General features: G+C 38.2%; 14 protein-coding genes. 6 read left to right on the top strand and 8 right to left on the bottom strand.

Going from position 1 to position 20,616, the window contains the following annotated elements; all coding sequences use genetic code 11:
- Positions 1 to 14 precede the first annotated feature (14 nt).
- The 5 genes from BVC89_RS27240 to BVC89_RS27220 form a co-directional block, all read right to left on the bottom strand.
- Positions 15 to 2,501, bottom strand: coding sequence for a carbohydrate-binding protein (locus BVC89_RS27240; RefSeq protein WP_216825056.1), 2,487 nt, complete (start codon positions 2,499 to 2,501; stop codon positions 15 to 17).
- 807 nt (positions 2,502 to 3,308) lie between these two features.
- Complete coding sequence (gene upp / locus BVC89_RS27235; protein WP_086934238.1) at positions 3,309 to 3,941, bottom strand: uracil phosphoribosyltransferase; 633 nt, start codon at positions 3,939 to 3,941, stop codon at positions 3,309 to 3,311.
- 35 nt (positions 3,942 to 3,976) lie between these two features.
- Positions 3,977 to 4,135: a DUF1688 family protein gene (locus tag BVC89_RS27230; protein ID WP_086934237.1), complete on the bottom strand. Its 159-nt coding sequence runs from the start codon at positions 4,133 to 4,135 to the stop codon at positions 3,977 to 3,979.
- A gap of 381 nt (positions 4,136 to 4,516) precedes the next feature.
- The gene (locus BVC89_RS30825; RefSeq protein ID WP_425428403.1) at positions 4,517 to 4,780 is read right to left on the bottom strand and encodes a hypothetical protein; all 264 of its coding nucleotides are present in this window, start codon (positions 4,778 to 4,780) and stop codon (positions 4,517 to 4,519) included.
- 142 nt (positions 4,781 to 4,922) lie between these two features.
- Complete coding sequence (locus BVC89_RS27220; protein WP_086934235.1) at positions 4,923 to 5,903, bottom strand: MBL fold metallo-hydrolase; 981 nt, start codon at positions 5,901 to 5,903, stop codon at positions 4,923 to 4,925.
- Positions 5,904 to 6,290: 387 nt separating this feature from the next.
- Here BVC89_RS27220 and BVC89_RS27215 point away from each other — a divergent pair, with 387 nt between their 5' ends.
- From BVC89_RS27215 to BVC89_RS27205, 3 genes are read left to right on the top strand one after another with little or no spacing between them, the layout of a single operon-like run.
- Positions 6,291 to 9,674, top strand: a complete 3,384-nt coding sequence (locus BVC89_RS27215) for an esterase (protein ID WP_158658156.1) — start codon at positions 6,291 to 6,293, stop codon at positions 9,672 to 9,674.
- 11 nt (positions 9,675 to 9,685) lie between these two features.
- Positions 9,686 to 10,456: an alpha/beta hydrolase family protein gene (locus BVC89_RS27210; protein ID WP_086934233.1), complete on the top strand. Its 771-nt coding sequence runs from the start codon at positions 9,686 to 9,688 to the stop codon at positions 10,454 to 10,456.
- Positions 10,453 to 10,836, top strand: coding sequence for a tautomerase family protein (locus BVC89_RS27205; protein WP_086934232.1), 384 nt, complete (start codon positions 10,453 to 10,455; stop codon positions 10,834 to 10,836). The genes BVC89_RS27210 and BVC89_RS27205 overlap by 4 nt, the downstream gene beginning before the upstream one ends.
- 8 nt (positions 10,837 to 10,844) lie before the next feature.
- Here BVC89_RS27205 and BVC89_RS27200 read toward each other — a convergent pair whose 3' ends face one another.
- On the bottom strand, positions 10,845 to 11,681 hold the full coding sequence (locus BVC89_RS27200) for a patatin-like phospholipase family protein (protein ID WP_158658155.1): 837 nt from the start codon (positions 11,679 to 11,681) through the stop codon (positions 10,845 to 10,847).
- Positions 11,682 to 11,848: 167 nt separating this feature from the next.
- Between BVC89_RS27200 and BVC89_RS27195 the strand changes: the two genes are divergently transcribed.
- Complete coding sequence (locus BVC89_RS27195) at positions 11,849 to 12,523, top strand: SDR family oxidoreductase (protein WP_216825198.1); 675 nt, start codon at positions 11,849 to 11,851, stop codon at positions 12,521 to 12,523.
- A gap of 540 nt (positions 12,524 to 13,063) precedes the next feature.
- Positions 13,064 to 15,541 (top strand): S41 family peptidase, encoded by a 2,478-nt coding sequence (locus tag BVC89_RS27190; RefSeq protein ID WP_086934229.1) that lies wholly within the window; start codon positions 13,064 to 13,066, stop codon positions 15,539 to 15,541.
- Positions 15,542 to 15,691: 150 nt separating this feature from the next.
- On the opposite strand, the gene BVC89_RS30005 is transcribed toward BVC89_RS27190, so the two are convergent.
- Both BVC89_RS30005 and BVC89_RS30640 read right to left on the bottom strand, forming a co-directional pair.
- Positions 15,692 to 15,832, bottom strand: a complete 141-nt coding sequence (locus BVC89_RS30005) for a hypothetical protein (RefSeq protein WP_158658154.1) — start codon at positions 15,830 to 15,832, stop codon at positions 15,692 to 15,694.
- Between the two features lie 617 nt (positions 15,833 to 16,449).
- Positions 16,450 to 16,578, bottom strand: coding sequence for a hypothetical protein (locus tag BVC89_RS30640; protein WP_281260976.1), 129 nt, complete (start codon positions 16,576 to 16,578; stop codon positions 16,450 to 16,452).
- A gap of 598 nt (positions 16,579 to 17,176) precedes the next feature.
- On the opposite strand from BVC89_RS30640, the gene BVC89_RS27185 reads away from it, so the two are divergent.
- Positions 17,177 to 20,551: an RHS repeat-associated core domain-containing protein gene (locus tag BVC89_RS27185; protein ID WP_086934228.1), complete on the top strand. Its 3,375-nt coding sequence runs from the start codon at positions 17,177 to 17,179 to the stop codon at positions 20,549 to 20,551.
- The last annotated feature ends 65 nt before the right edge of the window (positions 20,552 to 20,616 follow it).

Genomic DNA, 20,616 nt, shown 5'->3' with positions numbered 1-20,616 from the left:
AGAGAGTATAAATATTACTGTGTATCGCAGCGAGATGTGCCACACATACACACGCTCCTGTCACTCCAACTGTTTTTGCAGTCAGTGGCTCGATTGCCGAATATGTTTTTACACTGCTGTGTTGTATTACATTGATCTAGACCGAGACCACTACCAGTACGTACCAGCTCTATCCAATTAAGATTGAAGTTGCCGGCTTGCATTTGCACACGTAGTGTATGATTTCCAGCACTTAGCTGACCTAAGGAGGTCGATAATGTTGTCCATGATTGCCATCCACCTGTGCTAGCAACGCTTAGGGCATTACCCTTGGCTACACCATCGATTTCAATAGTGAACATACCGTTACCAGGAGCTGAGGCAACACGTAGATCTGCTCGATAGACACCGGACTGCGAAACATTGATAGGAAATTCTAGCCACTCATTAGCAGCTGTCCAACCAACGTTGTAGCCACCGCCGTTATCTGTTGTTGTTTGGATATCGACGTTATCGTTACGATATTGTCCGCCTGCATTACCGTTAGTCGTATCATAGTAATTACTGTAATTCTCGGCTTGAATTTTTCCTGGGATAGACGTTCTTGTGCCGCCGTTGTTACCACCACCATTACTGCCGCCTGAACAGCTTTCCCCTGGTAAGTTATAGCAACGTCCTGCTGCGCCTTTCTTTGGATCCCAGTTAATCCCGGCTACCCAATTATTGCCACCATACTCATAGGCTCCAGCATCGGGTCTTGAACCGGAATGGCCATTTGTTATCCCTGAAATTGTACGTCCATAGTCAATGGGTCGTGAATTCGCCTTCAGACGAAAATTCCCTGCCGCTTTATTAACAAAAGGATTAGTACTGTATGTTAAATTATTTTGTTTGTTAGACTGAGGTTCCCATTTATTATTGTCAGACAAATTATTCCATACTTTTACATTAGTAAATGATGTTCCCGCTTTATGCCAAGCTCCCATTGCCTGTGAGCCATCTACCAAAGTATTGTTAAAGATATCAATGTCTTTGCCATCCCAGTTAATTTGGATATTACTCCATTCGGTATTCCAAACAACATTATGGTGTACCTTAAAGGCTTCGGCATCGTTATCGAGATAGATTCCGGCTGCTTTTGTTTTACTGCCACTTGAGTATGCATCATGGAACCAGTTGTGGTGGATCTCAATATTATGTGGGCCACCTACTGTATAAAATAATGCGCAATCATCAACAATTAAGTTACTAAAGGATACATCGTTGTATGAAAATTCACTGCCGTTGTTAAATGCTTGAATAGTATCTCGCCCTGCGCGGGAAATATTATTGCCTTTTACTAGTGTATTCTTTCCACCCCGAACCATGAGCGCAGCATCATAACTGCCGATAAAATTAAAGTCATGAATGTAAGAATTCAATATTTTATTTCCATTACCACTATCGAAAACGCCGCTGCCAGAGCCAAAGGCTATTTCGGATTTTTCAATAGTATTATTAGAGCCTTCCATTTTAACGCTTTGACTACCGGCCAAAAATCCAGAAACGACACCTAAAGAATAGCTACCATAAAAACTGGAGACGCCACTTAGTAAATTATTTGATGCTGATCCAGTAACATTTATTGCTCCGCCGAAAACCGCAAGGTTTTTGATTTGTATGTGATTGCGATTATGCAAGTCTATGGTTACATTGCGTCGTCGCATTTTTACCTGACCATTTTTAGGCGCGGCACCATTGGGTAATTGAACATAGAGAGTTTTTGTCGATCTATCAAAATACCATTCATTTTGATAGTCCAGAGCACCCTTGACACCTTGTAAGAAAAAATCACCTCTATCGGCAGGCGCATGGAATGTACGTATCCAATCGGGGTTTTTATTCAAATGAAAACTCAAACGGTTTCTATTGTTCCAATTAATAAACGAACGCCAAGCAATCCAGCCTGATCCTGGTTTATCACCATAAAAATGTATTGAGCCTCCCTTTGACCAATCAATGTTAGGGATACCTGGGCCGTAATCTAAATATGCATTGTTAGAAACAGACGAACCGCTACCACCAGTATTACGTACAGTATTTTGTGTAAAGGGATCGCCATCGGTATTGTTTGGCCAACGTGCGAGATCCATTGCAACATTGTTTTGCATCACAAAGTTATCTTGTCCCATGTCCCAATCTACTTGAGTCATGTAAATAGAGCCTGAGTCTATTGTCCAATTGCTAAGCGCCTGCATTGCACTGACAACGACTTTTTCATTTCTGTAGGACTGAAAAATAATTGGTCTACCACTTGCCCCTGAATTAGTAGGTTTAAGAATTTCCTCATATGTTCCTGCGCGAATATTTACCACATCGCCAGCTCTAGCTACTGCAGCAGCTTTCTTCAAAGTTAAATAGGGGCTGTTCAATGTACCAGAAGAATTATCGTTACCATTTTTAGCTACATAAATATCCCGAGCTAGGGATGTGTTAGATAGCATCACTAGCGTGCATAATGCAGCTAACTTTTTAATAGGCATTATTCATCTCCTACAATTGTGAGTATGTGTGAAGGTCTGTTTAAAGTATGTTTTGTGTGTTTTTATTTTTGCACTTCATGTGCAGAAAAAGACTGCTTGTGTTGATTACCCAAAGCAGGCTCATTTAATTCTAATTAATCAGTTGTTTCATTGATGAAATTCACATATGCAAGTTTAGAACTTACTAACTTAACCGAATATTGTTTATAACGATTAGCGCTTAATTTCTAAAAAGTATGAAAATATCGTTTCAATTGTTTTTAGTTTTAAATGTTTTTATACAAATATTTAAGCTCGTTAATTTAAATTACTATTTTTTTTGTTGTTCAAAAAGGTTTTTAAATGACATTCAAAAATAATCATGAGATGTTTCTAATATATTGTGAGATTATCATTAAAAATACTTTCCCTAACAAAAAATAATTTTATTTATATGATTTTTTTACCGAAGAGAAATTTATTTGTTAGTGGCTAGTAACAGCAAATTTAGTCGTTATTTACTTAATTTAAAAAATACCGTCATACGCTATATACAAAGCTAACGGTAATACCGATATCAAACTTGATTAGTCTGGCTAATAACCCATGGAAATTAAAGAATTATGTAAACCGGGCTTATTCCAGATCATTACTACTATAGTGGTTAGAAGTGGTAGTCACAGGCAAATACTCAATGGTGAGGTATAAGATGTGGTATTGAGGAAAATTCTATGCTCTGACAGTGCAATCCTGCCTAAATAGACAGGACGCTAGTAATTATTTATGAGAGGGGTTAATCCTTAGATAAAATCAGTTTTTTTCGAATATTTACTGGGTTCCATACATTCTATCACCAGCGTCTCCTAACCCTGGGATAATATATTTTCGTTCATTAAGGCACTCGTCTACTGCTGCTGTGTATATTGGTATATCTGGATGATGTTCATGAAAATAGTCGATACCCTCCGGCGCTGCTAGTAGGCAAACGAACTTTAATGATTTTGGGTTAATGGATTTTATACGATCCATAGCAGCAACTGCACTGTGGCCTGTAGCGAGCATAGGATCTACTACAATCGTATCGCATTCCTCTATTTGTGGAGGCATTTTAAAGTAGTATTCCACAGCTTCGTGTGTTGTGGGGTCTCGGTATAAGCCGACATGGCCAACCCTGGCTTCTGGAATTAATTCAAGCATTCCAGACAGTAGGCCATTACCCGCGCGTAATATAGATACTAAACAAATTTCTTGGCATTCAAGATACGGTGCTGAAGTGCTGGTAAGAGGGGTTTCTATTTCCTTATGAGTAAGTGGCATATTATGAGTGACTTCATAGGCGAGCAACTTACTTACGTCATTTAATAATGACCTAAACAATGGTGATTTGGTTTGTTTTTCTCTCATGATGGAGAGCTTATGTTGTACTAAAGGGTGTTTAACCACATTTACGAGCTTTGTCATTTTTACTCCAGCTTTTCAAGGGCTGTAAACAGACCCTAAAATATAGTTCCGTCACTTTGAATCGATAGTGGAGGGCCACCATCAGCGCGTTTTAGCTTTGCAAGGTTACGGCCAGCTAACCAAGTGCCACTTTGTAAAATTTTAGCTAATGGTAGTTGTTCTGCTCTTATATTTAAACTTTTTCGCGTCATCATCACATAATACCATTGTATGAGCTTTCTATTCGGCTAAAAAATAATCAAGTGGGCGCTATGTGTTCAATTAATCGCTGGTTTTTGTCTTTATTCTCATATCGATAAGTAAGCCATCGTTGCGATACTCTGGTAGCCTGCAATGGTAAACCATCTAAACTCAAACACTTCAAGCAAAGAGTAGGTGCAACAGGAGCAATTAAATAAGTGTTAACAGGTCGTAGTCCCTCGGTTTTGAAGACATCCATCATGATTTCATGTGTCGCCTAAATTAGTGTGAACAGGCCCTAGATTACTCCTTAGTTGATTGGCAATTGTCAGAGAATGTTTTTCGAAAGAATACAATTGTTGTGTACATTACTTGACCTAGAAATTATAAGAGCGTTACTCACAATTTATGTCAACTAATGGGCTTCTTGTGACTTGGAAAGCCTTCTTGGTCTTTGTTCTGTAATCTGTTGCAGGTATTGTGCAGAAATTTTTTCGAGGACATATTAAAAGTAGGATAAACCTTCTCTTGGCTTCTGAAAATATCTCACCGTCAGAACTAATACGGTCATTTTTAATTCCTATGGTAATTTCCGCAACATCAATATCAACATGAGCATTTGTTACAGCTATAGTTGGGCGAGTGTCATGGCCTTTAATTATAAGGTCTTAGTAGCCGCTACTAACTTGATATCTAAAAGAGTCGAAAGATAGAGTTTTAGTTTTCTATATATTGGTTTTTTTAAATATAACAATGTTTTTCTATTTACATATATATAAAACAATAGGTAATAGCAAAGTATTACTCACTCGAAAACCATTTTAGTATGCTGCCTATAACTTTCTGAAAAGTACTTAATGGTGCGATAATAAAATTGTCCAATATTATTTTTTTGGGTTTATTAGCTTCTTGTAAAGCAGTATTTAGTACAGTTAAGCTATAAGGGGGCAATGCTAGTGGAGCCTCGTCAGGCTGAAAAGTAGTGCCTATTGGATAATATTCGCCAGCTTTTGTCTTCATTTCTATGTGGGATCCTAAGATATAACTCACTTCGTGTGTTTTTGAAAACTCAGATAAACGATTAATACTTGCGCGATAATCTTTCCAGTTTTTTATATAGATATAGCCTGGATATAAAGTATCACCAGTAAGCAGCCATTTGGTATGTTCATCGTAAAGGCTAATAGCTTCTTCTTGGTGCCCTGGTGTCGGAATAACAGTTATCTTTCGGTTGCCTAAATCAATATAAGATTGACCTTGAGGCCATTTCTCGAAACCGAAATAATTAACCACAGCTTGGTTATTAGCCGCAACTAAAGTAACATGCTCTCGCTTTGAAAATTGAACATCACCAGCCTTATGATCATTGTGGCTGTGAGAGTGAATGACCAATATTTCATTACTTGTTAATTTACCATTGTTAACTAATTCCTCGACCAGGGATGTAACTAATGAGAACAAAGGAGCTTTTGTTTCATCTTTAATTGCCCCAGTATCAAGTAGGAGCGTTTTATCAGCCCCGAATAAAAGGTATATGAATGGAGCTTCGAAGGTGAGACACTTATTTTGTCGTAATATATAACTGATATCATCATAGCGGAAAATTTCAAAGGCAGGATTAGTATCATTAGAACAATCGGCCGCGCCATGATTCCACTTCTTAGTATTTAAGACAGTATTTAGCGTTGCACTAGGGAGGCTAGATTTGACAACGTTATTAGATTCCGCGTGGTAGCAACCTCCGAAGGTAAGTACTAATATAAATAAGTAGTATTTATTCATATAATCCTTTTTTATGTATGTAAGCTTCTTTCATGGAATTCATAAAGGTTTCTTTTTATGTGAGTTCCGAGTGTTATTCTAGTTCTATTAAGACAGTGGAGAGTAGCATCTAATAAATAGAGGTAACTTTAGGCTTTATGATATGGCCTTACTTTTTTATTTTTCTATAAAAAGTTCAATATACTCCTGATTTGATTACCGCGAAAACAGATTTTATAAACTAACAGTTGATCGGTGTTTTTATGTTGTTTTTTGCGACATTTGCGTTTATTAGTGTTCCGTTTTCTCTACCATTTTAGTAAGAGATGCTGAATATAGATTCTTCACGGCATTTTAACCTATAGCTTGCTAAAATAAATCATATTTAGTAGTGGATATATAAAGGTAATGAACAAGATAAGTTTCCTTCAATTTGGGATGTTAACACTATCAACGCTATTTTTAGTGGCCTGCCATAACTATCCCGTGGTAGATGATAGTCAGGAAAGCTCAGTAAATACTAGTACAGGGGTGCCGGCTCGTAAAGCTAAACCTAACCAACCTCTAGTTGAGCAAAAGGACTTAGATAAAAAACCTGTGGTGAAGGGTTTGCCAGGTATAGAAAAAGCCGAAGAAAATAAAAATTTACAAGTGCCTTTAGTGGATAAAAAGCAAGGCGGAGCAGGCCAAGCTAATCTTGCAATAACAAAAAAATCAGTTACTAAGACTGACACAGTTATTCAAGAACGTGAGAGAGAAAAAGGAAAAGTTACAAAGAAGACTATCAAAGTTAATCCTGCTGCATCTTCTGCTAAACAAACGCTCATTGATAAGAAAAGAGAAACTTTAGACTTTTCAAAAGATGATGTACAACCTGCTAAGCCTAAAGTTTCTTACGAAAACCAAAAGCCCAAATTGTACTTACGTGGTGGTTTTAATGGTTGGGGTGTAGATAATCCATTTGTTCATAAAAATGGCGATATATACCAAGTCACAGCCCTTATTGCGCCAGGAAATCATGAATTTAAGCTAGCTTCTAATGATTGGAAAAAACAGTGGTTGGTGTCGAATAGTAATGGCTCATCTATTGTACTCAATCGCCAATACTCACTCCTTAATAGCAATGGAGATGGAAGCTTCTTATTTGTACGTGAAGGTGGTCGTTACTTATTTACTGTTGATTTTTCTTCAGCCGATAAAGCAGGTCTATTAATATCTAAAATAGCAGACCTTGAAAAAGAAGTTGTTCAGCCGCACAAAGATAAGACTTTTGTTGAAACTAAAGAAATTACTACTTGGGATAATAAAGTACAACAGGTTATTTTTTCCGTTGATAATATCAATGAGAAATTTCGACACTACAGCCATAGTACGTCACAAATTTTACGAGACCCTATTGTTCAACATACTAATTATAGTGAGTTAAAAGGCTATCCTCGTGTACGTTCTGGTAGCCTTCAGTTTGATGCGCTCTTTGCTCTTGCTATGAATGAGATGCGCTTAAATAGCGTATCTGATATTCGCGATAGTAATTACAATAGTGGTAAAGATATACCATGTGAGTGTTTTGAAACAGGAGAAAAATGGAATTACGTTTGGACGAGAGATGTATCTTATGCGTCTCATTTAAGTTTAGCTATGCTTGACCCTGGGCGTGCACGTAATTCGCTAGAATTTAAATTGTCAAAGTATCGCGATGGTGTAAAAAAAGCGAATCATATACCTGGTTCAAAAGAGGGCTTGCAAATTGTGCAAGATACGGGTTCTGGAGGGAGCTGGCCGATAAGCACGGATCGTGTTAGCTGGGCTTTTGGTGCTAATGCATTATTGAAGTATCTACCGCCAGAGGAACGAGACTATTTCAGTCATAAGGCTTATCAAGCGCTTCTCAATACCATAGAGATTGATCGTATTGCTGCATTTGACGGGCGCGATGGATTATATAAAGGTGAACAGTCATTTTTAGATTGGCGTGAACAGAGCTACCCTATGTGGATTACTGATGATATTGCGAGCATTGGTTCCTCGAAATCATTATCGACCAACGTAGGTCATTATTCGGCGTTGATGCTAGCGTCAAGACTAGCCTCTGAACAGAATGATCATGTTAGTAGTATAAAATATAATGATTGGGCTCTGGACTTAAAGAGTAATATCAATAAGTATTTTTGGCTTGCAGAGCAGGGTATTTACAGTAGTATGATAACGGGTCATTTTGATGGTACGGCGCTATATAAATATGATTGGTTGAGTATCTCTCTTGCGATTATTTCTGGTATTGCGAATAATGATCGTGCCCGTAAATCCTTAGAAAATTATCCTCATGGCCCTATGGGGGCTCCAGTTATTTTTCCACAGCAACCAGACATACCAATTTATCACAATCGAGCTATATGGCCTTTTGTTACTGCTTATGGTTTGCAAGCTGCTACCTTAGTAAAAAACAGTCGTGTTGCTGACCAAGCATATAATACGCTTATTCGAAGTGCAGCATTAAACCTTTCGAATATGGAAAATTTTGAATGGTTATCAGGCTTGCCACTATTATTAGATGAAGTTAATCCAGGATTATCAGGCCCAGTTATTAATTCAAAACGCCAGCTATGGTCTGTAGCAGGTTATTTAAATATGGTGATAAACTCATTATTTGGCGTTAGAACAACAAATATGGGTATTAGTTTTCAACCATTTATTACTACGTTTATGCGAAAAGAATATTTTTCTGAAAGCGATACTATTAAATTACATGATTTAATCTTAAATAATAAGAATATTAATATAGAAATAAAACTTCCAGCTATTTCAAATAACCAAGGCTATTATCCCATTGAACACATATTGTTAAATGGCAAGACAATTAATGGTGAGGTATTGTGGCAGGAATTGCGAAAATCTAATAAAGTAATTGTACAATTAGGTGCATGGATTGACGATGGGCAAAAAATAACTCATGTGACTGGAAGCCCTTACGAGACCGAAAATTCCAGATTGTTTGCACCAAGGGAAGTAACTATAAATGCAGAAACTATAAATAAACAAATTACAAATAAAAAAACATCGGCTGATCATCGTGTAAATTTTTCCATCATAGATAACAAAAATAAAGAACTTGTCAATTATCATATGTATCGTAATGGTGAGAAAATCGGTGTCGTTGAACAAAATAATCGGTTAGAAGCTGATGATCTATTGCATTATGATGGTTCTGCTTGTTATAGCGTTAGTACACGTTTTCTCGCGTCTGGAACAAGCTCACATCACAGTATTCCGGTTTGTTTGGGTTATTCAGAGCAGATAGCTATTAATGACCCACGGGTTAGCTTAACACAAGATAAGTCATCCAAGATCAATATTGATAGTTCTGAGAAAAGCATAATAAATGACTGGGGAGGTGCAAATGATACTATGGAAGTTAGCGAAATAAATATTAACTCTGGCGGTGAATATGGCTTTCAAATTAAATATCGCAATCATTCCAACGCAATAAACCTAGGCATTACTAATGGTGTTAAGTCAATCAGATTGTTGGATCAGAGCAATACAGTAATTGCTTCAGGGGTTGTGCAAATGCCACATAGTAAAGTATCCGATCATGCACAGTTTTGGGCATATTCAACACCTTTTATCGTGACTATTCCTGAAGGTAAATACCAATTACAATTAGCCGATTTCATAAATATGAGTTATCTAGAATCTAATATTGCGTATACTGACAACGGTGGTAAGAACGGGCCTATTAATCGCTTTGATCTAGGCGCTGTGAAAGTGACAAAAATATCCGATAGACATTGAGGAATAGGGCTATGCCAAAACGACATAAATTAACTTTTGAAGGGCAGCTGGGCGATGAGTTGGCCGGTTTGTTGGAAATACCCGACAATGAGGCAAATGCCTTTGTGTTAATGGCTCACTGTTTTACTTGTGGCAAGGATATTCCCGCAGCTTCACGGATTGCACGTTCCTTGGTGGCTAGTGATTATGCAGTTCTACGTTTTGATTTCACAGGTTTAGGAGGCAGTGATGGTGATTTCTCCAATACTAATTTTTCTTCAAATGTGGGTGACCTCATTGCTGCCGCAAACTTTTTGCGTGCTAATTATAAAGCGCCTAGTCTGTTAGTTGGTCACAGTTTAGGGGGCACAGCAGTGCTAGCTGCAGCCCATCATATAGCTGAAACAAAAGGTGTAGTAACAATAGGTTCTCCGGCAGATCCTGAGCATGTTGCGGCACAATTTATGTGCGATATTAATTTAATAGAAGAGCAGGGTGAAGCTGATGTCACCTTAGCTGGCAGAACTTTTACTATAAAAAAACAGTTTCTCGATGATATTCGAACTTCTGTTGATGCTGAACATATCGCTAGTTTGAAACGCGCATTATTAGTTTTTCACTCGCCTTCTGATAAAACTGTATCCATAAAAGAGGCGGAGAAAATCTATACAGCTGCAAGGCACCCTAAGAGCTTTGTTAGTCTCAGCGGTGCGGACCATCTATTAACGAGCAAGCAGGATGCGGCTTATGTTGCTAATGTTATTGCTGCTTGGGCAACACGTTACTTAGGAGATATTTCTTGATAGTCATATACGGAATCAAAGAAAAGCTCGATCCAATTAAAGCTGCTCTTTCAGATACGATACATGCTTGTATGATGTCTGTACTCGGTATGCCAGAAAGTAAGCGGGCCCATCGTTTCATTGGTGTTGAGAAGGATAATTTTTATTATCCCAGCGACCGCAGCGATGCTTATACCGTAATCGAGATTAATATGATGATGGGACGGGAAAAGGATACGCAGAAAAAATTAATTAAAACCCTTTTTACTCGTATTGAAAGTGATGTCGGCATTTCTCCTGTAGATATCGAAATTACTATTAAGGAGCAGCCTGCACACTGTTGGGGTTTTCGTGGTATTACCGGAGATGAAGCTAAACTTAACTACGAGGTAAAAGTGTAAGGGCTACTTTATCTAACAATAAGTGCTTCCAGTTTCGGAGCGGCTGCTTGAATTGCTTTATCCCCAAGTTCTAAAATGTGACGGATTTTATGAAAGTTAAATACATCTATCTCACTTGTATTGGGCTGGAAAATAAAATCAGGTGGGGCGATTGAAAACTTATTCCCTGTCGCAGCTCGTAACATAATTGCCATTGCGCCAGACATAACCTGTGTTGAGCTGGGGTTTTGGTTTTGAGATAAACTTATGACATCGCTGGCTATAACTTGTCTGCCTTCCTGTGTAACTCTATCACATGGCACATTATTGATGACGCCTCCATCTACTAGTAGTTTGCCGTTGATTTCTACTGGCGCGAAGACACCAGGCACGGCCATACTTGCTCTAACACAATTTAGTACAGAGCCAGAAGAAAGTACTACTTCTTGACCACTGTGAAAATCACATGCAATGGCAGAAAACGGAATTTTTAAGTCAGAGAAATCAAGGTCTAGAATTTCAGTGAACAGATGTTCAAACAAACCCTCTGCCGTAAATAAACCGCCTCGCGATTTTTCCAATGCAAATACCTTCACCCATTTCACAAGTTGCTTGCGCTTGGCATACGCCTTTTTAAAACCATCTTTAGACGATATGATATGAGAGCGCACTCGCTCCTCAATTTCTAAGCCAGATAATCCTGCTGCATACAGTGCACCTAATATAGCTCCCATACTTGTACCAGCAATATGCACAGGTTTTATATTGAGGTCATCCAGTTTTTTGAGTAGGGCTATATGAGCTAGGCCTTTTACTCCGCCCCCTCCTAGTGCTAAACCAATGGGTTTGTGAACTGTTTTTGTCAATAGTATTTACCTCGGTACTTAAACGCTCTCTCATTTTAATTCATATACAAACACTTTTCTTGACATCTCGATGAAATGGGTCGTTTTTTCGATAGTTTTTGAAATTTAGTTGATTTTCTCGTAAAAGAGCTCGCGTATGTTTATCATTTTACGACACTTATTTACGGATTGATTATATGACATTAAATGTAGTAATTACTGGAGCTAATCGAGGCATAGGCTTGGCTTTGACAGAACTCTATTGTGCTCGAGGCTATCATGTATTCGCCATATGCAGAAAAACATCATATGCATTAAATCAGACGCCAGCTGAAGTGATTGAAAATATTGATGTACAAGAAGAAGCCTGCCTCACATTGTTGACTGAAAAGCTACAAGATATACAGGTTGACCTATTGATCAATAATGCGGGCATTTTCACTTATGACAGTTTAGACAGCTTAAGCTTTGATGATGTGGAGCAGCAACTAAGTGTGAATACGATTGGGCCTTTGAGGGTAACTCTGGCTTTGTTAAAGAATCTTCGTGATGGAGCTAAAGTTGGGTTAATTACCAGCCGTATGGGATCGATTAGCGATAACAACTCTGGAGGTTATTATGGTTATCGGATGTCGAAAGCAGCGTTAAACGCAATGGGCAAGTCATTAGCCGTTGATCTAAAAATACGTAAAATTGCTGTGGCCATTTTACACCCGGGGTTTGTGCAAACAGAAATGGTGAGTCATCAAGGTGATATATCTGCCAACACTGCGGCGCAGAGACTGAGTCGACGTATTGATGAATTAACTTTGCACAATAGTGGCAGCTTTTGGCATTCAAATGGTGATCTTTTAACATGGTAAACAATTATCTATGCAAAAGTTCGTTTCTTCATTAATGTCATTGAAGCTAATAACAATTTAAAATAATATGATGTAATATGTGCCGAATTTTATTCTTTTCGGCCTATCTTTATATTCCTATACTTATGTTTTTTTCTTAAATCATCGTTTTTTTAAGTCTAAATTACTCGAGAAAAAAATTAAGTACTGTTTTATTCAGCTAATTCGGTATTTGTTAAGAATATTATTCTCTACGATCACCTGTTATAAATAGACGGTAAGCTGATTGCTTTTGTGTGATTTTTAATCTGATTTGTGTTTTATTAAGTTTTTATAAAGTGCCAAATAAACATAATTTTACAATTTTTTTATATATAAATAATTTTCTTCTCCTATCGTTTAAGTAATTTTTTCTTCGATTTATTTGTGGATTATGACGCAACTAAAAGTTGAGGAGTGAGATATCTATTTCGTCATAATAAAACCTCGAAAGAATAACTTCCTCTTTCTTTCTCCATCACTTTTATTAACTAATAGTTCAATTTAATAGAGAGTAGAAGCATGAATCAAATAAGAAAATTACTTCTGTTCGTCACCTTTTTTTCGCTATGTTTTTCAAGTAATGTTTTTGCACAAGAACTTGCGAAACTCCAAGATGTAAGGGATGAAATTGTTTTTCCTGAACTTACTGATGACGAAAAACGTATCATGGTCGAGCAGGCGCAAATATTTTTAAGGGATCTCTATGTACACCGTTTCGATAAACTCGACTTTTATCCAGGCTTAGAAGATCCGGTAGGCTTAGTTGCTGATGTTGTTGATAATATAGATTCACTCAGCTCAGCTGAAATGGAAGAAGCACTTTATGATATTTTTGTATCACAAAGAGATTTGCATCTGAATTATATTTTCCCTTCACCTCATGCAGACTATCGTAGCTTTTTACCTTTGACATTAACACGCACCGCTAGTCGCCGTAACTTTTTTGAAGTGCGAGTGAACTCTGTTAATCAAGAGCAGTTTGAACGTTTTGCGCCGGGCCAAAGAGTTCCAGCAATAGGTGACCGTGTTGTACGTTATGATAATCTACCTATTCGTCGCGCTGTTAACAGACAACTCGCTACGGCACAGGGCGCCAACCGTTTCGGTGGTTTTACTCGTGCTCTTGGACAAATGACTTTTGTTTCTCATCTACTTCATCTTGTTCCAGAAAATGATGACGTAACTATAACGTTTGAAACAGAAACCGGTAGAGGTTACTGGAAAAAGCGTGAGCGTTACACCATCACACTTCCATGGATTACTCAGTTACCAGCGCGAGCCGCAGCTGCTAATTTCTCTACTTCGCGAGCGCTTCCTGCTGCACCGGCAAAGCGTAAATTCAATCCCGAAGATTGGAATAACGGCGTAGATATGTGGCAAGAAGAATTCAATAACTTCATTAGTGAGAATGGACTTGCTCCTATAAGTGATTACCCTAGCAACCCAAGTAATGAACCTAATCTTACGTGGGGTATTATTGACAACCAATTCGGTAGCTTTGGTTACTTCAATCTGACGACCTTTTCTCCAACTAATGGTGGTGATTTCACTATTGCCGAAATTAGACGAATTATTTTCGAAGAATTCGGCGATACAGACGGTTTGATTTTCGACGTGAGAAATAATGGCGGTGGCTCTATTATTCTTGCAGATACTCTGTCACAGTTATTCTCTCGCAATGAAGTCAGAGCAATTAATGCCCGCCTATTAAATACAGACTTAAACCGCACTATATTTAACGAGTCAATTTTTGGAGCTTTCTCTAACCCAGAGTGGACAGAGGTGATTAATGCCGCTGAAGGTACTGGAGCGATATATTCTGATTTAGCACCATTTACTCGTGACCCAGATGCTAACTTACTCGGCCAGGCATACTACAAACCAGTAGCTGTGCTTGCTAATGCCCGCAGTTACTCTGCAACGGATCTCTTCACTTGTACTATGCGCGATAATGTTGCTGCCTTGGTTTACGGGGAAGACCCAAGAACAGGTGCTGGTGGTGCAAACGTCATTACACATGCTCTCTTTAATCAAGTACTTCCTTCTGTGTTTGAGCCTCTCCCTGGTGACCATAGAATGCGTGTTTCTTGGAGGCAGTCAGTACGTTTTGGTCGCAGTGAAGGCCGTATCATCGAAGACTTTGGCTGTGAAGCTGACATCGATGCTAGCCAGACTAAAAACGATTTACTGACCGGCGGCGACACACAGATTAAGAGAATTACACGAAGCTTGGCTTGGCGAGCAAATTCAGGGCGCTATGATGCTACTGTAAGACCTTTGCAGAATGCCACCACTGTATTTTTAGGCGCATCGGATACAACTTATGATGTTTTCGTTAGTAATACTAAAAAGATTAACGTCTTGTTAAACGGTGAGCGTATTAATCAAGTAGCGGTATATGCAGGTATGCAAGAAGAGCTTGTGTCCCTTCCTTTACCCGAAAACCTAACAGTTGGTGAACCAGCTTTCGTAACCTTTGAAGGTGTTGATTATTATGGTCAGCGTCTTTGGAACTTGAAGCGTAACTTCGTTGTTTTAGGTGAGAAACTTGTGGTCGATGAAGAAGGTGTAGAAGTTGATTTTGCACAAGCTACTTCAGCTGCGCCTTTTGTTGTTATTAACCGCAATCCTCCAGAAGATGGCTGGAATCTTGTTTCTCCTAACTTAGAGATAGGTTTCAACCCTGAGTATGCAGATAACTTGAATACTGATGCAGTATTATTGATGGATATGAGCGGTTTAACTAGTGCGCAGCTAGTTTTTGATATTGAATACGATACTGAACCAGGTTTTGACTTCCTTGAAGTGTTTATGGAAGATGGAAGTGGCAATACCACCAGCCTTTTACGAGTAAGTGGCAGCCAACCAATGACAACTTTTGACTTCGATGTATCTCAATTTGCTGGACAAGATACCGTCTTGCTACATTATCGCTTCACATCTGACACCAATACAGTTGCTCCTGGTGTGAGATTAGGACGCGTATCCATTAGATAAAGGTCTATGGAAACCTCTTCACCTTAGTCAAGTGAAGAGGTTTTTTTGAATTCTATTTAATAAAACTGCCGACAGAATATAATTGGCGCAAATAGAGCGGCTTATAACGCTTGAAAAGGTTGGTCGACTTTCTCTTCTTTCCCTTAGTCCTTATTTTTTTTCAGAAAGTGTTGCAATTTCAGAGTGATTATCTGCGTTACTATTTTCTGTGCTAGTCTTTTGCCCTTTCGATATAAATGTAACAAGGGCTAATAAAGCCAAGAAAAAAAATGTTGATCGAAAAGATTTCATCGTTTACTCCATAGTTTGATGAGAAATAATACAAAAAGTTTGTGGCACACTCTGCCTGATAAATATTTCTACGTTTTTACACGTGCCATTATTTGTTGTATCAATTGTATTAATTTTAAGAGAGCTCAATCCCTTGAATACGTATAGCAGCGATTAAAAAAGTAATAATTGCGAGGGTATATAAATGTGCGCACACTACTTTTGACTTTAGTCAAAAGCCCATTGAGTTAAGAGTATTATAACAAAATACTGTATTTAAATACAGTATTTTGTTGGCGTAAATTACTTCTAGTAAGATCTTAATTCTTTATCTGCTAAAAGATTGAGCTGAAGCGTACTATGGCTTTTTTCCTTCTCTTCGTGCTGCGATTAGTGATGCGATGACTTCATCAATTTCTATTTCGCTTAGGCTATAATCATCCTTATCACTTTGCTTAGATATATAGCCAGGAGCGAAGTCTCTACGAACTAGGTACGGTGTCTTCGTTCCCTAGATGAGCTTGTAATCTGCACCCTGCACCGTCTGGAAATTTAAGTTGCACACGGCTGCCTTTGTGACCACGAGAAGGGCATTGGTCGCGGTCGAATATTGTTGAAAATTCATACTTATGGCTAGGTTATGCCCCTTCTTCCATATATTGGCCTAAATCGCCGTGGTATTTACTGGCGCCACCTGAGTTAAAGGTTAACGTTTCAGCGAGCCCCTTATCGTGAGATAAAGCGCCACTATCGACAAGTTTTCCCAACGTCGCATATAACCTTGGCCGCTATAACGCATAAATGCCTAAACTTGCACAAAATATCTACATCCCTATATGTTAATCCTTTAATTAATCTTATAGGGCTCTTGTCTCGGTAATATGGGCTACGATAGGTTTAAGTTAAGATCATATTGTTAGTGGCGAGACTCTGTGGTTATCTCAATAACATCGCGAAACGCTAAGTTGTTTTTATGTTGATTTTTGCGCCGTTTTCACTATTAGATCATTGCCGCTAAGGTCTTACCAGCTGTAATCTGCTCAATTTGCACAACTTCAATTTATGCATAACTGCATACTTTTTTCATGGACTGAATAATTGCATATAGAAGCTTTAAGAGAAATAAAGTTTGTCTCTCGCTCCCTATATGAGAAGTCTAATCTGTGACCAGCTTAAGATTATCTCTATATCCTTATGCCATACTCAAAATGGCAGTAACAGATGGAGTATGTAGCCCCTTTTCTGATTCACTATAAGATATTTATTCTTTAAACTTTGCTAGGGCCTGCTAACAGGTTCCAAGCACAGAGCTGTCGTTCATTGTCTGAGGGCTCGATTTGTTCAACTACTAGTTAAGGTGATTGGGTGGGAATAGTAACAGGTGAAGAATCGTTCGAGCAGGTAGATGCAGTGTTACCTGGGCCAATGCCATTTAAATGGACACGTATATATCGCAGTTCTAGTAAGAATGATGACGGCTTGGGAGTTGCGTGGTTTCACAGTTGCAGTGAAATCTTAGAGGTTGATGTGGCCCAAGTTATCTATAAGGATAACCGAGGTCGCGTGATTCCATTTGAGCTGCCAAGTGTTGGTGAACGCAGTACAAATTTGTCGGAAGGCCTGACTATCGATCGTCTCTCGAAGAATAGCTTTTTGCTCAAGCAGGATGGTCAGTGGGATAAGGTGTTTACGCGTTCCACGGATATTGCTCACTACTGTCCACTTATCCAATTGCGTCATAGCGCTTATACTCCTGAGTCTGCTATCAAGGATGGCTCTGGAGAGAGAGGCTTTTGCATAAGTGTTCACTATAATGAGCAGCAAAAAATTAGTCGCATACAGGGTAATTGGGGTAAGTCCCTACGTTTTAAGCACAATGCTCAGGGCCGAGTGCAAACTGTACTACTCCATAATGAAGCTCTCAATCAAGAAAAAATCGTCGCTGAGTATGATTACAATAATAAAGGTGATCTGATTGCCCACCGCAATGCTAAAAGTATTGGTGAAAAGTATGCTTATTCAAATCACTTGTTGGTTCAGCGTACTTTAAAAACAGGTTTTAATCTTTATTTTGATTGGGATGGCGAAGATCATACCGCCACTTGCACTCACAGCTGGGGAGAGCGAGGCATCTATGAACATTACTTTGACTGGGATAAAACAAAAAAATGCGGTAAAACGACAGATAGCCGAGGCTTTCAATGTGAGTACTATTACAACGGTGAAGGACAAATTGTTGAAAAAATAGATAATGAAGGAAATATTCATAAATTTCATTATCAGGATGGGCGAAAGTCATCTGATGAAGACCCGGAAGGCAACGTTACTCAGTATTTTTACGACCAACATCATTACGCAGGATCGAGGGATGCATTAGGTAATCGCTTTACCATCGATTACTTTAAAGATAAGCCAACAGCAATTATTGATAAAGATAAAACTGTCCAGAGATTTGAGTACAACACTCATGGTCAACTGGTTGCACTAATAGACCCTTATCAACAGCGCATTATGTATGGCCATAACAAGCATGGTCTAATCACTTCTATAACTGATCCTATGAAGCGGGTTTCCCGCTTTCGATGGAATGCTCAAGGGGAGCTGGTTCAGCATGTAGACACTTTAGGTCATATAAAACAATTTAGCTACGATGCTTGGGGGCAAGTTGTTAATGTCTCCTACATGGATAAAGAAAAAACTCCAATAAATACTGTCGAGTATCGCTATGGTGTTACAGGTCTTGTGGAAAAAATTATCGCAGACAAGGGGGATACCACTCACTACTCTTATGATGATAAAGACCAGCTTATCCGCTATAGTGATCCTCAAGGTCGAACTACCGAATATTACTACGATGACCTAGGGCAGGTTATTGAGCGTATCGATGCTGAAGGTTATAAATTAAAATACGAATACGATACAGAATGTAATTTGATTGCCTTAATTAATCAAAATGAAGAGCGTTACCAGTTTTTTTATGATGGCAATCAACGCTTAATTAAAGAAATTGGCTTTGATGGACGTATTCAGCACTATAAATATAATAAAGCCGGTCACCTAATAAAACACATGGATGCGGGTGAAGTGATGACAGAGTATAAGCGCGATGCTCTGGGGCAAGTTTTAAGTAAAACATATAAGTCTATTAAACATCCTGATCAACAAGAAGAATTCATTCGCTATCAATATGACCCTAAAGGTCGTTTGCGAGAAACTTATAATGCTAATCAATATCTTGCATTTGAATACACCCTCTATGGCCAATTGAAAAAAGAACACCATAGTGATCTAGATTCTAGCGGCAAAAACCGCCTCAAAAACACAATGGTTGATATTGGCTTTTCTCATATATGGCCAGGTATTTGTAGTGGTATTCAATTACCTGACGGGAAAAATATCCAATATCAATTCGATGACAATAATCAATTGAGTGATGTAATCTTTAACAGTAACACTATTACTCAAATTTTGCGTGACGATTTTGGTCGTGAAACACATCGTCACCAGGGGGTGTTAGAAGTTCAGAGTAGTTATGATGATTTAGGACGATTACTTAAACAAAGCAGTATTAATCATCGAAATAAAGCCCCTGGCGTCGTTCAGCGTGAATACAGTTACGATAAGTTTGGCAATATTAGTAGTATTAATGATGCTGGGAATGAAACGCGATTTTCCTATGATTTACTTAATCGTATTGAAAAAGTTGAAGGCAGTCATGCTGAAAATTTTAGTTTTGATCCTGCAAGTAATATCACCAGCGTCAATGGCTACGCAATCAATTACAGTGAAGGCAGTCGTATCATTACTTATGGTAGTACTACATTTACATATGATGAACGAGGTAATCTAGTTAAAGAAAAACGTGGTAAAGGTAGCCAATCTGAAACTGAGTTTGTTTATAATTTACAAAACCAACTAGTTTGCACAAAAAAAGATGGAGAGGCTACTTATTATAAATATGATCCTTTGGGACGTCGAATAAGAAAACAAAGTTCCTCAATTAATATAAAATATTTATGGCTTGGTGATCAACTGGTTCAAGAAAAAGGTGGTCAAGTTAATAAGACTTATATCTATGAGCCTGAAAGCTTTAGACCCATAGCTATGATCGAAGATAATACCATTTATCACTTTTATCTTGACCATCTTGGTACACCTAAAGAAATAAGTGATCAAGGAGGAAATCTTGTTTGGCAAGCCTACTATAAAAACTATGGTAATGTTGCCTTAAAAGAAATTAATAAGGTTGAAAATAATCTGAGATTTCAAGGACAGTATTTTGATGAAGAGAGTGGGTTGCTTTACAACCGCATTCGTTACTTTAATCCCAGTATCGGGCAGTTTACTCAGCCTAATACAATAGGCCTCTTAGGTGGGGTAAATCAATATCAATATGCTACTAACTCAGTTAATGCTTTTAATCTTATGGGGGTTTACGAGATTGGCAACAGCTTAGATGAGCGTAACCCTATTGATACTGACCCACTTACTGAAATTGATTTCATTGTGCCATGTATGTTCCATGAAAATATAAACTATCTTGAGCAAATAAATAATAGGAGCCAAAGACTTTTTTCGATGGAATTTAGTTCTAATGATGTTTTATTTCCGCTTGCCAAGGCTTATGAGATTAAATGGTCTTATGTAGATATGACTTATTTTTACCAGAGAAATACAATCTCAATTGATAGGTATGTTAGAAAAAATTTGAATCTAAGCGGTCTGTCTAATTTTTCTTAAAATTTTGTAGAGAACTTTTTTTATCAAATTGCACTAAATACAGCGAGGCCACTATACTTAAGTTG

The organism is Agarilytica rhodophyticola, assembly GCF_002157225.2.
Lineage (GTDB): Bacteria > Pseudomonadota > Gammaproteobacteria > Pseudomonadales > Cellvibrionaceae > Agarilytica > Agarilytica rhodophyticola.
The sequence above is the reverse complement of the archived record's forward strand: the minus strand, read 5'-3'. Positions and strand labels throughout refer to the sequence as shown.